Raw genomic sequence first — 16,019 nt, 5'->3', positions numbered from 1 at the left:
ATCCCCTTCTCGTTTTCGCATGGTGAAACGCGAGATCGCAGGAAGGAACCTGCCGTAGTACTTTCTATATTACTTTATCAGCATGGTAACACGACTGATAACCAAGCAAAATAACATCCCGCTGCTCACAGCAAGGTTAGAAACAATAGGAAACTCGCGATAACAAGAACGGTGCAGGCTGAATGGAATACGGAGACGCCTGTTTCGATATCACTGGCTGTCGCGATATCGCGACCGGCGCCGTTGATCATGGATTCACGAACAATTTCTCCGGAATAGATCCGGGGGCCGGCAAGTTGTACGTCAAGCGCGCCCGCCATTGCGGCCTCTGGATGACCGGAATTGGGTGAACGATGAAGGCCGCCGTCCCTGATGGCCACGCGCAAGGCGTTGCTGCAGGCTGCGACCCCACGTCTGAGAAGGGCCCCGGCGGCAATCAGCAGGACTGAAAGCCGAGCTGCCGGCCAATTGGCGAGATCGTCGAGCCTCGCCGCTGCCCAACCAAAATCGATATATTTCTCGGACTTGTGTCCGATCATGGAATCGGCCGTGTTCAACATCTTGTAGACGAATAGCCCCGGCAGCCCAAAGATCGCGTACCAGAGTGCAGGAGCGACGACACCGTCGGAAAAATTCTCCGCCAGGCTTTCGATCGCCGCACGACAGACGCCAGGCTCATCGAGTGTCTCCGGATCGCGGCCGACGATATGCGAAACCGCATTGCGCCCGCCGGCAAGCCCTTCGGCACGCAAGGCTTCGGCGACCGCACCGACATGGTCGGCGAGGCTTTTCTGTGCCAGGAAAATCGCCACGCAGATGACTTCGAAAAGGATGCCGAGCGGTCCGAAAATGCTGAAGATGCCGTGCAGGATCCAGCCGGTGAGAGCGGCAAGTACAAGCAGGGCGACGATGGAGACGACGCCGTTCTGACGCCTTGTCGAATCCGGCAAGCGATTGCGGTTGAAATTCTGATCGAAGGCGGAAATCGCCTTGCCGAAGAAGACGACCGGATGCTGGATGCGCGACCAGAGCCAGTCCGGATCACCGATGATGCGGTCCAAGAGCAATGCGAGAACCAGAATAAGCAGATGTTCGTCGATCATCATCCATCCAAACCCGCAGATTCCAGACCGGTGAGCGCCTGTGCCAAGCGCCGATCCGCCTCATGGTCGGGAGGGAGGCCGAACCGAAGCCAGTTTGGCGCATAGTCGAACTTGCGGACAAGAATGTGATGTTCGCAGAGCCGCGAATATATCTCGCTTGTCCGGGAGTCATTGACGAGAGCGAAAAGCGCTGTCCCGCCCGAAACCATGAGTCCTGCGGACTGCAGCACGGCGTCGAGAGCCTCTCGGCGCCTCAGGATGTTCGCCCTGATAGGAGCCGTATCGCCGCCGAGCAGCGAAGCGGCGAGAAAGAGCGCGGGACCGGAAACAGCCCAGGGCCCGAGCCAATCCTCAAAAGCTGCAAGAATCGAGGGTTCGGCAATCGCAAAGCCGAGACGCAGACCGGCGAGGCCGAAGAACTTGCCAAATGAACGGAAAATGACGAGACGGGGCATCCGAGCCGCATATGGCGCGAGGCTAAGTTCCGGCGTCATGTCCCCGAAGGCCTCGTCAACGATCAGCAGACCGCCCCATGCCCTTAACCTGTCATGCAGTTCGATGAGTGCCTGCGGCGGCAGCACGCGCCCATCCGGATTGTTCGGATTGACGACGACGACGAGTCCGTGCTCCGCGCCCACCGCTTCAACGCTTCCGATGGCATCCACTGGAAATCCGGACAGTTGGAATGCCCGCGCATATTCACCATAGGTCGGCGACAGGATCGCAACCCGCCGCCCCCTCCCTGCAAGGCGCGGCAGGAGTTGGATGACCGATTGCGTGCCTGGTACGGGCAGAGGCAGGATATCGACACTGCGATAATATCGGCGCGCCGCCGTGCGCGCGGTGTCGACGAGATGCCTGTCGGGTAGGCGATGCCAGGCCGAAGCGGGTATGTCCGGCAGCTTGACCGGCTGAGGATTGATGCCGGTCGAAAGGTCGAGCCACTCCTCCGGACGGCCGCCATGCAGGCGCGCGGCGGCCGTGATGCCACCGCCATGAACGATCGGAGCCGTCATGCCGCGTCACCGGCAAGATCAATCAGGTGCAGATAGGAGCCAGCCACCTGCCCTCGCCTCAACCCGACATCGCCAAGATCACTGCCGAGGGCATCGGTAACATGGAACAGCCGGTCCACGCTGCTTTCGGACACGATCGTCGAATAATGAAACTCATGTGCCGTCATCGCCCGGTCGAAGAACGAACCGGCCACTGGATTGACACGCCGATAGCCGAGGTGGCGTTTGCGATGCTGATAGCTGGTCACGACCGGCAGCAGCCCCAGCATTTCATGGCGATTGCCTTCCGCATCGACCAGGCCATCGCCGAGGACCATGTATCCTCCGCACTCGCCGAAGATCTTAACCCCGCGCGAGGCCGCATCCATCATGCCTTTGCGGAAGCGACGGGCGCCTGCGATCCGGCCCGCGTGAAGCTCCGGATACCCCCCCGGCAGATAGATCGCGTCGGCATCCGCCGACGGAGCCTCGTCGGCAAGCGGGGAAAAGAACGAGATTTCTGCGCCGCGGCGGTGCCAACCGAGCAGCATGTGATCGTAGCAGAAGGCAAACGCGATATCGCGCGCGACGGCGACATGCCGGCCGAGCGGCATCAGGCGTGCGATATTGGCGGCGGAAGGCCGATTCGGCCCTTGCCTTGCGGCACGCAGCAGAAGTTCGAAATTGCAGGTGGCCGAAAATGCGCTAGCCGCTCGATCAATGAAAGCCTCGAGAGCCTGATGCTCCTCCGCCTGCACCAGACCCAGATGCCGTTCCGGCAGGGCAAGATCGGGATCGCTTCGGAGGACGGCGATGACAGGCATTCGGATCATCTCCAGCGCATGGCGCAGCATCGCCTCATGCCGATCGCTGGCGACCTTGTTCAGGATGACACCGGCAATGCGGACGGTCGATCTGAAATTTGCATAGCCACTGACAAGTGCGGCCACCGAATGCGACATTCGCGATACGTCCACGACAAGTATCACCGAAAGGCTGAGAGCCGCGGCAAGATCGGCAGGAGCGCCCTTGCCGTCGGCGGCGCCGTCGAAAAGCCCCATCATCGCTTCGACGATCATCAGCCGGTCGCCTGCCCTATGCAGAGCGGCATTGGCGGAAATGAGCTCCGGACGCATCGCCCAAGGGTCGAAATTCAGACAGGTCATGCCGCTTGCCGCCGCATGAAACGCCGGATCTATGTAATCTGGTCCGGCCTTGCCCGGGGCTATGGCAATTCCGCGGTTTCGCAGCGCCCGAAGGAGGCCGAGGGTTACGGTCGTCTTGCCGGCACCCGAAGACGGCGCCGCGATCAGGAGGCCGCTCATGCCGTCACCTCGCGACCGAGTTGCGCGAAAGGATCGGGCTTCAGTCTCCGTCCGGCAAGTGCTCCCAGCCAGTCCAGTGATGGTCGCAGCCTGACGACCTCTCCCACCACGACGATGGCGGGCGGTTCGATGCCAGAGGCCACGACGGCTTGCGGGGCTTCGCCTAACGTCGTCTCTACGACCTGCTGCAGGCTCGTCGCCGCATTGCAGACGAAGGCGACAGGCTCGTGAGGCGACCGACCGGCCGCGATAAGGTTCGCACTAATTGCGGCGATATATTTCATCGCCATGTACATGACGATGACCGGCGATCCCCTGCCGATTGCCTCCCAATCAATCCGGTCCGGCACGATGCCGGCGGAATCATGTCCTGTCAGAAAGGTAACGGAGTGATTGATCTCGCGATGGGTGACGGGAATGCCGGCATAGGCGAGCCCGCCGATCCCGGCAGTGATGCCTGGCACGATACGGAACGGAATATTGTGCTCCGCCAAGGTCAGGGCCTCTTCGCCGCCACGGCCGAAGACGAAAGGATCACCACCCTTGAGTCTCAGAACACGTTTGCCGGATCGCGCCAGCTCGACCAGGCGGAATGAGATGTCGCGTTGGCTGGCGGAAGGCTTGCCGCCACGTTTGCCCGCATATTCGAGCACGGCGCCCGAACGGGACAGTTTCAGGCATTCCTCATTGACCAATGCGTCATGGATGATGACATCAGCTTCTGACAGCCCCTTGGCGGCAAGCAAGGTCAAAAGGCCGGGATCACCCGGACCGGCTCCGACGAGCCAGACACTGCCCGGCTCCAGCGCCGGAAGATTGAAAAATGCAGTATCGTTCATCCCTATTTTCCTATGCCCGCCCGGCTGAAAATGCAATCTTGACAGCAGTTATCATAACTGGGCGGCGGCGTGATCTCTTCGCCATTTCACGCTGTATTCCATGCCGTGGACGACGGAAACCGAATCGACTCACTTAAAGAGAATCCGATTAATCATTATGCTTGCAATCTGTTGATTGCATTCAACAATGACGAACTGGAAGCCAGAGAAATGGGTGCACGAGTTGGCACCCATTTCTCATTGGGGTGAGATCCACGGAATGTCCCGAGATTCGAGAGGCAGCCAAGCCGGGTCAAATTTCAATCACACTCGACTGATCAAAAAAGCGGGCGCGTCAGCCGCCTGAGGCTGCAAGCAATGTATCGCGGATCAGATCGAGCACCCGTTCCGACTGAACGGCTGTGCAGACGGTCTGGCTCGGCAATCCGTCCCAATCGCCCGGCGGAAACCGGCGTCCGTCGGGCTTCAGAACGGTTTGTCCGTCGGCGATGCCGCCGCAAACCACCCGCACCGCACCAGTCTTCGTCTCGAACAATTGCGGCGCGACCACATAGACGCAGGCACAGCTGTCATGGACCATCATGCCGTCATCAACGATATGGCTGTAAAAGTCGATGTAAGATTGCGACAGATCGTTCAGCAATCGCAGGCCCCGATCGCCTTCGGCGGCCATATCCGCCAGAAACGGGCGGGTCATGACGGTGGCTGCGGTGACATCCAGTCCCACCACGGTGACCTTCCAGGGCGCGGCCATGACAATATCGGCCGCCTCCGGATCTCCGTGGATATTCGCTTCCGCGACCGGTGAGACATTGCCGTGCACGTAGAAGTTTCCGCCCATGATGACGACGTCCTTGACCAGCCCGGCGATCTCCGGATCCTGCCGCAGGGCGAGCGCCAGATTGGTCATGCGCCCGACGGCAACGAGCCGCACCTCGCCCGGATGGGCGCGCACCGTATCGATGATGAACTCGTGCGCAGGTCGTGGATCGAGCGGCAGGTCGACTGTCTCCGGGACCTCGATATCGCCGAGGCCATTATTGCCATGGACCCTGGTCGGCCAGGCCCTTTCCTTGCGCAACGGGTCGAACGTTACGTGCGCACCCTTCGCAATCGGAGCCGGAATATCCCATTCGCGCTTCAGAAAAAGCGCATTACGAGTCGTGGTCTCGACCGAGGCATTGCCGAAGACTGTGGTAATCCCGAGCAGATCGATATCCGGACAGCGATGCAGGAACAGCAGCGCCATGGCATCATCGACGCCAGGATCCGTATCATAGATGACTTTATGCATTATCGTTTCCTATCAAGCCATGCCTGTGAGATCGGCAAGGGCCAACATAGTCGTGGGTATCGCATCTTCAACAGAGAAGCGACCCTTGCCGAATTTCGTCACAGATATCGCTGAACTGAATAGAAAGCGAGATCGCTAAAAGATCTCGGCGATAGCTGCCGTCGCCGTTCCGGATTTGATCTTAGGAAGCACGAGCTTGGCTTGCGGACCGGCGGCTGCGAGCGCCGCGGCTTCCGCGACACCATGACAGCCGACCCGCGCAAAAACGACCTCCGAGGGATTGGCAAGCCTCGGCGTTTCCTTTTCGAGCGCCTCTGCGTCGAAGACGACCAACTCGATTGCGAAATGCTTGCCGACTGCGAGAATCGCCGGCTCCTGAGCCCTGTTGTCGATAGATGTCAGAAGCCTTAGCTGCGCCACTGCGATCCCTGCCGCCTGCAACGCCTTCTCCGCGAGCCTGATCGTCTCGTCTGATGGCGTGCCTCGCTCGCAGCCCATTCCAAGAATGAAGCGGCGGTCATCGATCCGGTCGACCGGAAAGACTGCAACGATTGCGTCCTCGGGTATTTGCGCGGGTGAAGACATCGATGAAATTTGCGCCCTGTGTTCTGTCAGCAATTGCAGCAAATCGCGGCCAATGCAACAAGGCGCTTTCCATTCCAGTCTCTCGAGTCCAATCTTGCAAGACCTCGCCCCACATCTGCTTCTTCTACTGTTTGCCGCCGCCTTCTTTGCCGGTTTCGTTGATTCCATCGCCGGCGGTGGCGGTCTGATCACCGTTCCCGCCATGCTCATCGTCGGAATCCCGCCATTGCAGACGCTCGGGACGAACAAGGTTCAATCCGCCTTTGGCGCCGCCTCGGCGACCTTCGCTTACGCTCAGAAGGGGCATGTCCGGCTTGCCGAACAGTTGCCCATGGCGGTGATGGCGCTGATTGGCGGTGGCCTCGGGGCTGCCCTTGCCACGATCGTTCCCGGTGACGTTCTGCGCGTCATCATGCCGTTCCTGCTGATCGCGATTGCGCTCTATTTCGCGTTCAAGCCAAATCTCGATGATATCGACAAACACAGGCGCATGGCACCGTTTGTCTTTGGCATGACCTTGGTTCCGGCAATAGGTTTCTACGATGGCGTCTTCGGGCCTGGAACCGGCTCATTTCTGATGCTGTCCTTCGTCACTCTTGCCGGCTTCGGCATGCTCAAGGCGACCGCGCATACGAAGCTCCTTAATCTTGGCTCCAATATCGGCGCCCTGATCGTTTTTACCTTCTACGGCGTGACGCTTTGGAAGATCGGCCTGATGATGGGTGTCGGCCAGTTTCTGGGCGCTCAGGCGGGCTCACGGCTTGCAATGCGCAGCGGTGCCCGGATCATCAAACCGCTGCTCGTCATTGTCTGCATCGCCTTTGCAACAAAGTTGATAGCCGATCCGGCCAATCCTGTCCGCCTCTGGCTTGGAATTTGAACTAGTTTTGATTACCTCTGATCCTGCTCTCAAACAGCTGATGAATGAGTTGGTTGCCTATCCGTTTAGCCAAATCTCGAAGCTATCCACCATCGAAGGCGATCACGCTGGGGTATTCGTGCCGTTGGAACTGATCATCGACGCAGGCCGGCTTTCTTTTTCCTCGACGAGTTTTCGGAACCCGACTGACATCACCCTGTCCGAACTTGCAATCGAAGCCTTTTTCCCGGTCGATGCAAATACGGCAGAAATCCTGCGGAATATGATCGGCAAAGCAAGTTAATGGTCAGTCTACCGTGGTCTCAAAACTCGACGCCGGGCTGTCCCTTGATACCGGAGCGGAACGGATGCTTGATTAGTTCCATTTCGGTAACGAGATCGGCGATCTCGATCAGTTCTTCCTTGGCATTGCGGCCCGTTAGCACGACATGGGTCATGAAGGGCTTTTCCGTCTTCAGGAAGTTCAGGACCTCGTTCAGGTCGATATAGTCATAGCGCAGCGCGATGTTGATCTCGTCGAGAAGCACCATGGAATTGCGCTCGTCGCGGATCAGCTCCTTTGCTTTTTCCCAGGCAGCCGTTGCTGCCTGAACGTCGCGGGCGCGGTCCTGCGTTTCCCAGGTAAAGCCTTCGCCCATCGTGTGAAATTGGCAGATGTCGGAAAAATGCGTCTCGATCAGATCGCGCTCGCCCGTCCACATCGCGCCCTTGATGAACTGCACGACGGCGCAGGGTTTCTTGTGGGCAATATGGCGGAAGATCATGCCGAAGGCTGCCGACGATTTGCCTTTGCCCTTGCCGGTGTGAACGATAATTAGGCCCTTCTCGTCCGTCTTCGTCGCCATGATCTTGTCGCGCGCGGCCTTCTTCTTGGCCATCTTCTCCGTGTGGCGGGTATCATCGTCCTTCCGGGGCCCGATGTCAGTGGATTCCGTTTCGTCGCTCATTCCTGTCTCCCGGACATTATTGATTTCTGTGGGAATAGCCCGCATCTCGCTCGCGCCATGATCCCGCGCGTGCCGGCGTCTCAAGATCGAAGCGCGCCGAATTGCTGCGCGGGCTCCAGAGCCGCCGATCAATCGCTTCGAGTAGGCGCTCCTTCATTTCATCGAGCGCGGAGGGATTTTTCTCCGCCATGAAATCCCGGACCTTCGTATTGGCGACGAAGGCCTGATAGACGGCTTCGAAATGGTGGTCGCGCACCGCTCCCGTCGTCGCGGCGAAGGCGAAGAGATAGTCGACAGTAGCGGCGATCTCGAATGCACCCTTATAGCCGTGGCGCATGACGCCTTCGATCCATTTCGGGTTGACGACGCGGCCACGCACAACGCGGCCGATCTCCTCCTCCAGCGACCGGATCACCGGCTTTTCCGGCCGGGAGTGGTCGTTGTGGTAAATCGAAGGACGAGATCCGCCGAGCTGCTCGGCCGCCGCTGCCATGCCGCCTTCAAACTGATAGTAGTCGTCGCTGTCGAGCAGATCGTGCTCGCGATTGTCCTGATTTTGCACAACCGCCTGGATCGAGCGCAGTCTCTCCTCAAAGAGGCCGCGCTCAGCATGTCCTTCTTCGCCCGCACCATAGGCGTAGCTGCCCCAGACGAGATAGGCTTCCGCAAGATCGGCGCGCCGCTCCCATCCCTTCTCGTCGATCAGAGCCTGCAGACCGGCGCCGTAGGCACCGGGCTTTGAACCGAAGACGCGATAACCCGCTCGACGCTCTGCGGACACTTGATCGAGCCCTGCCCCCGCAAGTCGGCTGGCCTCTCCGCGCATTCGTGCCGCAATCGGATTGTCCACGGCGTCCTCGTCCAGCGCGCCGACTGCACGGATCGCCCTGTCGAAGAGAGCGATCTGTTCGGGAAAGGCATCGCGGAAAAAGCCAGAAATGCGGAGCGTGACATCAACGCGCGGCCGCCGCAGCAAGGCAGGCGGAATGATCTCGTAGCCGGTCACGCGTCGCGATGTCATATCCCATAGCGGCTTGACGCCGATCAGTGCCAGTGCCTGGGCGATATCATCGCCGCCTGTACGCATGTTCGACGTCCCCCAAGCCGTGAGCCCGAAGGAAACGGGCCATTCGCCGTGGTCCTGCACATAGCGGCGAACCAGCAGTTCTGCGGATTTCCTGCCGAGTTCATAGGCGGCCGGTGTCGGCACGGCGCGGCTGTCGACCGAGTAGAAATTTCGGCCCGTCGGAAGGACGTCCGGCCGTCCGCGCGTCGGGGCGCCGGAGGGGCCAGGCGGAACGAAGCGGCCGTCGAGCCCCGTGAGTAGAGCAGCGATTTCGGCATCGCCGCACGCAAGAATCGAGGGCTTCAGCCTGCCTTCGATTTCATCAAGGACGGATCGCGTGCCGGCCCAGTCCAAAGGGCATTCGATTTCGCCCGACACCAGCTTGGCCGCCAGCAGCTCGATGCGCTCGACCGTATCGCCATGTGTTCGCCATGTGTCGTCTGAGACAGTCGCAAGAAGTGCCGGGCGCGGTCCACTCCAAAGCGACGCCATTTCGCAATCGAGCGGATCCAATGTCAGACCCGCATCCTGCGCGATCGCGCGCTGCAGGCTCTGGTCGCCCTCCTCACCCAGACCCCGCGGCACCCGCGCCAGCGCTACCGTCAGGTCCGTTAGCAACCGCCCCTGGGGCGAGACGCCGAAGATATGCAATCCATCGCGGATCTGCATCTCCTTGAGATCGCAGAGATAGGCGTCAAGCTTCTTCAGAGCCTCGTCTTCGCTCTCTTCCTTGATGATGCCGGCATCCTGGTCCAGCCCGATGTCACTGACAAGATCGAGGATCTGCTTGCGCAGCAGTTTCAGCCGGCGCGGATCGCCGCCCGAAGCCTCGTAGTATTCATCCACCAGCGCTTCCAGATCCTTGAGCGGACCGTAGCTTTCAGCGCGCGTCAGTGGCGGAGTCAAATGGTCGATGATGACGGCGCTGGTGCGGCGCTTGGCCTGCGTACCCTCGCCAGGATCATTCACGATAAATGGATAGAGATGCGGCAGCGGCCCGAGGATCGCCTCCGGATAGCAAGCCTCGGAAAGGGCGAGCGCCTTGCCGGGCAACCATTCGAGATTGCCGTGCTTGCCCATATGGATGACGGCATGGGCATCGAACGCCCTTCTCAGAAAGGCATAGAACGCAAGATAGCCGTGCGGCGGAAACAGATCCGGCGAATGATAGCTTTCCTTGGGATCGATATTGTAGCCACGTGCCGGCTGGATGCCGACCAGGAGTTCGCCGAAACGGGCGAATGACAGCGCGAAGACACCGTCGCGGAAATAGGGGTCGGCCTCCGGAGCGCCCCATCGCGACCTGATCTCTTCCTGAACTTTTTGTGGAAGAGACGTGAAGAAGAGATTGTACTGATTTAGAGAAATTATCTCGCGTATCAATCGACCGTCATGGACGGAATTGGTCGGACCGTCCATCAGATGGCGCATCAATGCGTCACCATCGGCCGGAATATCGGCGACCGGATAACCGGCCCAGGCCAGTGCCTTCAGCACCTCGATCGTGCCAGCCGGCGTGTCGAGCCCGACGCCGTTGCCGAGCCGGCCGTCGCGGTTCGGATAATTCGCCATGACCAGCGCAACACGCCGGTCTTTAGGGGCGGTATGGCGAAGCCGCGCCCAGTTCGCCGCCAGCTGCGCGGTAAAACGCATCCGATCTGCCGCCGGCTCGCTGGCGACGATATTGGCCTCCACACGATCGTCGTAGCGTGCTGCCGTCTTGAACGAGACCGCACGGGCAAGCACGCGTCCGTCCACCTCCGGCAGCGCCACGTTCATGCCGAGATCGCGCGCCGAAAGCCCCTGCGCCGAGGCCGCCCAGGCCTCCCTTGAGGAGGTCGAAAAAATGGCCTGCAGCACAACGGCTCCGTCCGATTCCAGCACCGTCGGCTCGCGATCGGCACCCGGTGCTGAAACCGCAAAGCCTGTGGTATTGATCACCACATCCGGCTTCAGCTCTTGAAGGACACTTTCCAGGATCGCCTTCGAAACCGGATCCTTGAGGCTGTAGGCAAAGACCGGCAGCGGCCGCATCCCCTCCGAGATCAGAGCATCGATAAATGCTTCGACGGGTCTAGTCTCTCCGCTTTGGACAAGCGCACGGTAGAAGCTGATCGCGACAGTTGGGGGTTCAAATCCCTCCTCCGCTACCATTTCCAGACTGTGGTCGGCCGAGCGTAGCCCCTCATCCGCCCTTCGGGCAGCTTCTCCCCGCAAGCCGGGCGAAGGGGATGCCGCACCCTCGGAGAGCCCCCTCTCCCCGTCGAGACGGGGAGAGGGCTGGGGTGAGGGGCAAATCCTCTTCCACTCCTCTACCCCGATCACGCCCCTGCCCGGCCACCAGATCCCGGCCTTCATCAGCGGCGTAGCCGGTGCCGGCTTCTCCGTGCCGGAAAGCATTGCAGCTGCGTAGCTGAGAAACGCACGCGAATTGGCGTCCCCGCCTTCGATTAGGTAGGACCATAGGGCATTGAGATCGTCGAGCGGAACATTCGAAAAGGGTGTAAGCCCCGGATCAGGCCTGGAATCACCTGGCAAAACGGCGATAAGGCTGTGGCTTCGGGCTGCTGCCGCATGCAGCGCTTCCAACGCATGATGGAAATAGCTGGCGCCGCCGAGCGCGCGAACGATGATGAGCTTCGCATGCCGCGCCGTCCGCTCGATATAGGTATCGACCGACATCGGATGCTTAAGGGTCATCAGGTTCGCGAGCCGCAGAGAACAGGCCATTTCCTGCGCATCATAAGCGCCGGCAATGGCCGCGAGTTCGGTATCGGCGGCAGACAGGAACAGGACGTCGCCGGGAGACTGGCCGAGATCGACCGCCTCCTCGCCGTCAGTGATCGTCCCTTTCTGGGCTAGAAGTAGATGCATTGCCCGATCTTATATCAATCCCTCGATCGCCTTACGCACTTCGCCCTCGTCCATTTCATGTAGGCCGATCACGACGAGGCGGGTGACGCGGGCTTCGCCCGGTTCCCAGGCCCGATCGAAATAGTTGTCTATGCGGCTGCCGACCGCTTGAATCTGCAAGCGCATCGGCTTGCCGGGGACATCAACGAAACCCTTGAGGCGCAGCACATCATGTTCGGCGATCACGCCCTTCAGCTTTTCGACAAAGGTCGCCGGATCGCCAATCGGACCGAGCTCGACGACGAAGCTGTCGAATTCATCGTGATCGTGCGGCGTACCGTCCTCATGCTCCAGCTCGTGGTGCGACTTGCGGTTTGCGACATCAGCTTCCGCTCCAATGCCGAGGCCGAGCAGGATGGCGGCAGGCACTTCGCCATTCCTGGCCTCGATCATTGTCGGCTTGCGGGCGATCCGGGAAGCGACCTCTTCGCGGACGCGGCCGAGACCGTCGCTGTCGATGAGATCCGTCTTATTCAGGACGATAAGGTCTGCGCAGGTGAGCTGGTCTTCGAACAGCTCTTCGATCGGGCTTTCATGATCGAGGGAATCGTCCTCGACGCGACGCGATTCGACTGCATCGTGATCGTCGGCGAAGCGACCAGCGGCGACTGCCGCGCTGTCGACGACGGTAACGACGCCGTCAACCGTCACTTGCGTGCGAATATCGGGCCAGTTGAAGGCGGCGACCAATGGCTGCGGCAGTGCCAGACCCGAGGTCTCGATCACGATGTGGTCGGGGCGCCGCTCGCGTTCCAGCAGCTTGGTCATGGTCGGGATGAAGTCATCGGCGACCGTGCAGCATATGCAGCCATTGGTAAGCTCGATGATGTCGTCCTCCGTGCAGTTCTCCGCACCGCACCCTTTCAATACCTCACCGTCAACGCCGAGATCGCCGAATTCGTTGATGATGAGGGCGATCTTCTTGCCGTTGGTATTGGAAAGCAGGTTGCGGATCATCGTCGTCTTGCCGGCGCCCAGAAAGCCGGTGATGACGGTGGCTGGAATCTTTTCCTGGTTCATGCGGATCAACCCTTCATTTTGAGCGGCAGCCCCGCCGCTACGAAATAGACTTCGGCCACTGCTGCGGCGACCATCTGGTGAAGCCGGCCGGCCTGGTCGCGAAATTCGCGCGCCATGCGGTTTTCCGGCACGATGCCGAGACCGACCTCATTGGAAACAAAGACGAGGCGCGCCCGCGCCATCGGCAGGAATTCGATGAGAGCGGCAAATTCACTCGCCATATTGCGCTCCTCCATCATCAGGTTCGTGACCCAAAGCGTCAGACAGTCGATGAGTATGGCTCTGCCATCGGCATCGATTGTGCGCAGACAACTCACAAGATCGAGCGGCTCCTCGTGCGTCGTCCAGAGCGCGTCCCGATCGGACTTATGCTGTTCGATGCGGCATCGCATCTCCTCGTCCCAGGCGCGGCCGGTCGCCACATAGTGGCGTTCGGGACCAGAGGACATGACAAGCGATTCGGCGAAGCGGGATTTGCCGGAGCGAGCGCCGCCGAGAACGAGAGCGGCGCCTGATGACTGAAATGGCATCAATGGCTCCGGTCGTTACACGAGCGGACGCAAATCGGCGCGAGACGCGACCGGAAAGCACGGAAGGACGTTCGCGCAAAGCGAACGCAGGAATAATTTCAGCGCCATGACAACCTCCGTGCTGGCAGCGGGGATTTTCCCCATCGATGGGCTTCCGCCCGACACGCATGGCAGGTCTCCTGGCTCGCGGGTAAGGCACCGCGACCGGGGCAGACCGTTTCGGGTCGCCCTGATCGTGCACCAGCGGATCTCCCTCGCCTTCCCGGCTTGCAATCATGAAAAGGCGGACGATTCGTAGAAATAGAGGCGTCCCGCCGCGGTTGATCATGATGCCACGCCAGTGGCTTTTTCCGGCTCCCCTCCTTCTCGCCCGCCCGCGCCATGCGGGCCGCCGACGAAAATTCGAAGGAACCGAACGGAAGACCCTGACCGCTCTACAGTCGCGGGGTCGGCTGTGATGAGAGCGCCCGGCATGGGTCCGCTCCTTCACATTCCCTTTTCATCCCATGCGACAACATCGCCGCTCGGGAACCATCCGTATGCCGCAATGATTAGGCGTTCGGTTCTCGCAAGTCAATCAACGCCAATTATGCGACACCGAATGTTCCAACGACGAAACCTGCAAGAAAAAAAAGAAACTTGCCGGTCTTCTGCCGCAATTCTTTGACGTTCAACGACTATAGAGGCGAACGCCTCCGGATCAGGACACGCAAATCACCCATCTTTTCCATGCTGCAGAAATTTGAACCGCGCCGTCTCGGCATCCTCTATACACTCTTCGACCCTGGTCGCCTGAGGGCGCTTGTCCGTCGCAGCGAACTCGGTCTCGTCTTCGCCGGAGCCCTTATCGGCGTCACCTCCGGCCTCGCGGTGACCGCCATGAGCCTTGTATCGACGAAGATGCACAGCCTGATTTTCGGCATCGGTGAGGCCGAACGTCTGAGTGCAAGTGACATAGATAACCGCTTTCTGCTGTTGGTTGCGCCAGTCGCGGGTGGCATCATCCTTGGCCTGCTGATCTTCCTCCTCGCCAAGACGCGGAAGAAACCGATGGTTGACCCGATCGAAGCCAACGCGCTTCATGGCGGCCGTTTGTCCCTGACCGACAGCATCCTCGTCGCAGTCCAGAACGTGATTTCCAACGGTTTCGGCGCTTCGGTCGGCCTTGAGGCCGGTTACACCCAGCTCGCCGCCGGCATTGCCTCCAAGGTCGGCTACAAACTGCAATTGCGTCGCGCCGATCTAAGGACGCTGGTTGGCTGCGGTGCCGCGGGCGCAATCGCCGCCGCCTTCAATGCACCCTTGACGGGCGCCTTTTATGCTTTCGAACTCATCATCGGCACCTATACGATCGTGTCGCTGACCCCGGTGGTCGTCTCCGCCCTGATTGCGACGATCGTGGCCCGTCTTCTCGCCGGCAGCGACTTTATGATCGATGTCGGAGAATTCGGCAGCGTCGCGACGGCCGACTACGTGCCCGCAATTCTTCTGGGAGCCTTCTGTGCCGGCGTCGGCATCCTGCTCATGCAGGCGGTATCCGCCGTCGAGGAAGTGGCGCGCAAGAGTTCCATCGCTCCGCCTTTCCGTCCGGCGCTCGGAGGCATTGTTGTCGGCTTGCTCGCCATGATCTCGCCGCAGGTCCTTTCGGCGGGCCACGGTGCTCTGCACCTGAATCTTGCCCGCGATGTCGCGATCCCATCGCTGATCGGGCTTTTCCTGTTGAAATCGCTCGCATCAGCCGTGTCGATCGGCTCGGGCTTCAGGGGCGGTCTGTTCTTCGCCTCGCTCTTCATGGGTGCCCTGCTCGGCAAACTCTTCGCCTATTCGGCTCCCTATTTCGCGAACGCTACGCTGACGCCGGTGATCTATGCCGTCGTTGGGATGAGCTCGCTCGCCGTGGCGATCATCGGCGGTCCGCTGACGATGACGTTCCTGGCCTTGGAGATCACCGGCGACTTTGCCATTACCGCGCTGGTGCTTGCCTCGGTCATCACCTCGTCCCTGGTCGTCCGGACAACCTTCGGCTACTCGTTCGCGACATGGCGATTCCATCTGCGCGGTGAAAGCATCCGCAGTGCCCATGATGTCGGCTGGATCCGCAATCTGACGGTCAACAGACTGATGCGGTCCGACGTGCGCACGGCCAATGCCAATGTCAGCGTGGCCGAATTCCGCCGGCAGTTCCCGATCGGTTCCACCCAGCGCGTCATCCTTCTCGATGATTCGGAAAAATATGCCGGTATCGTCCTTGTGCCGGATGTCTATGCAGGCCTTGTCGACAAGGATGAAGAAAATCAAAGTCTCGCCGACTTCATCAAATACCGGAATGATTTTCTGCTGCCGCAAATGAATGCCAAACAGGCGGCTGCGATCTTCGACAAGACGGAAAGCGAAGCGCTTGCGGTCGTCAACAATCTGATTGAGCGCAAGGTCGTCGGTCAGCTCAGCGAGAGCCATACGCTGCGCCGCTACAGTGAGGAACTGGACAGGCGACGGCGCGAGGTTTTTGGCGAGCTGTAGGG

13 protein-coding genes and 1 riboswitch are annotated in these 16,019 nt (G+C 60.2%); of the genes, 3 read left to right on the top strand and 10 right to left on the bottom strand.

Features of this window, described 5'->3' with window-relative positions; genetic code table 11:
• Positions 1-125: 125 nt before the first annotated feature.
• From cbiB to AAE029_RS05460, 6 genes are all read right to left on the bottom strand, one after another.
• On the bottom strand, positions 126-1,106 hold the full coding sequence (cbiB, locus tag AAE029_RS05485) for an adenosylcobinamide-phosphate synthase CbiB (protein ID WP_371071793.1): 981 nt from the start codon (positions 1,104-1,106) through the stop codon (positions 126-128).
• On the bottom strand, positions 1,103-2,119 hold the full coding sequence (cobD, locus tag AAE029_RS05480) for a threonine-phosphate decarboxylase CobD (protein WP_371071792.1): 1,017 nt from the start codon (positions 2,117-2,119) through the stop codon (positions 1,103-1,105). Before cobD ends, cbiB begins: the two co-directional genes overlap by 4 nt.
• Positions 2,116-3,423: a cobyrinate a,c-diamide synthase gene (locus AAE029_RS05475; protein ID WP_371071791.1), complete on the bottom strand. Its 1,308-nt coding sequence runs from the start codon at positions 3,421-3,423 to the stop codon at positions 2,116-2,118. Before AAE029_RS05475 ends, cobD begins: the two co-directional genes overlap by 4 nt.
• Positions 3,420-4,262 carry a uroporphyrinogen-III C-methyltransferase gene (gene cobA / locus AAE029_RS05470; protein ID WP_371071790.1) on the bottom strand — a complete coding sequence of 281 codons (843 nt, stop codon included), beginning with the start codon at positions 4,260-4,262 and terminating at the stop codon, positions 3,420-3,422. The genes AAE029_RS05475 and cobA overlap by 4 nt, the downstream gene beginning before the upstream one ends.
• A gap of 334 nt (positions 4,263-4,596) precedes the next feature.
• Entirely contained in the window at positions 4,597-5,556 is a 960-nt protein-coding gene (locus tag AAE029_RS05465) for a nucleoside hydrolase (protein WP_371071789.1), read from the bottom strand.
• A gap of 135 nt (positions 5,557-5,691) precedes the next feature.
• The gene (locus AAE029_RS05460; RefSeq protein ID WP_371072103.1) at positions 5,692-6,054 is read right to left on the bottom strand and encodes a cobalamin biosynthesis protein; all 363 of its coding nucleotides are present in this window, start codon (positions 6,052-6,054) and stop codon (positions 5,692-5,694) included.
• A 181-nt stretch (positions 6,055-6,235) separates the two neighbouring features.
• Here AAE029_RS05460 and AAE029_RS05455 point away from each other — a divergent pair, with 181 nt between their 5' ends.
• Together AAE029_RS05455 and AAE029_RS05450 are read left to right on the top strand one after the other, a co-directional pair.
• Positions 6,236-7,021, top strand: coding sequence for a TSUP family transporter (locus tag AAE029_RS05455; protein ID WP_371071788.1), 786 nt, complete (start codon positions 6,236-6,238; stop codon positions 7,019-7,021).
• 40 nt (positions 7,022-7,061) lie between these two features.
• Entirely contained in the window at positions 7,062-7,304 is a 243-nt protein-coding gene (locus AAE029_RS05450) for a hypothetical protein (RefSeq protein ID WP_371071787.1), read from the top strand.
• 19 nt (positions 7,305-7,323) lie between these two features.
• Here AAE029_RS05450 and cobO read toward each other — a convergent pair whose 3' ends face one another.
• Genes cobO through cobU form a run of 4 tightly spaced genes read right to left on the bottom strand, consistent with a single transcriptional unit; the run spans position 7,324 to position 13,497 of the window.
• Entirely contained in the window at positions 7,324-7,968 is a 645-nt protein-coding gene (gene cobO, locus AAE029_RS05445) for a cob(I)yrinic acid a,c-diamide adenosyltransferase (protein ID WP_371071786.1), read from the bottom strand.
• Between the two features lie 16 nt (positions 7,969-7,984).
• On the bottom strand, positions 7,985-11,908 hold the full coding sequence (gene cobN, locus AAE029_RS05440) for a cobaltochelatase subunit CobN (protein ID WP_371071785.1): 3,924 nt from the start codon (positions 11,906-11,908) through the stop codon (positions 7,985-7,987).
• Between the two features lie 9 nt (positions 11,909-11,917).
• The gene (gene cobW / locus AAE029_RS05435) at positions 11,918-12,967 is read right to left on the bottom strand and encodes a cobalamin biosynthesis protein CobW (protein WP_371071784.1); all 1,050 of its coding nucleotides are present in this window, start codon (positions 12,965-12,967) and stop codon (positions 11,918-11,920) included.
• A 5-nt stretch (positions 12,968-12,972) separates the two neighbouring features.
• On the bottom strand, positions 12,973-13,497 hold the full coding sequence (gene cobU, locus AAE029_RS05430) for a bifunctional adenosylcobinamide kinase/adenosylcobinamide-phosphate guanylyltransferase (RefSeq protein ID WP_371071783.1): 525 nt from the start codon (positions 13,495-13,497) through the stop codon (positions 12,973-12,975).
• Positions 13,498-13,648: 151 nt separating this feature from the next.
• Positions 13,649-14,048: riboswitch (cobalamin riboswitch) on the bottom strand.
• 178 nt (positions 14,049-14,226) lie between these two features.
• Between cobU and AAE029_RS05425 the strand changes: the two genes are divergently transcribed.
• The gene (locus AAE029_RS05425; RefSeq protein ID WP_371071782.1) at positions 14,227-16,017 is read left to right on the top strand and encodes a chloride channel protein; all 1,791 of its coding nucleotides are present in this window, start codon (positions 14,227-14,229) and stop codon (positions 16,015-16,017) included.
• Positions 16,018-16,019: the final 2 nt, after the last annotated feature.

It is taken from the genome of Sinorhizobium sp. CB7, assembly GCF_041357635.1.
Classification (GTDB): Bacteria; Pseudomonadota; Alphaproteobacteria; order Rhizobiales; family Rhizobiaceae; genus Rhizobium.
This window is presented reverse-complemented; position numbering and strand designations above follow the sequence as displayed.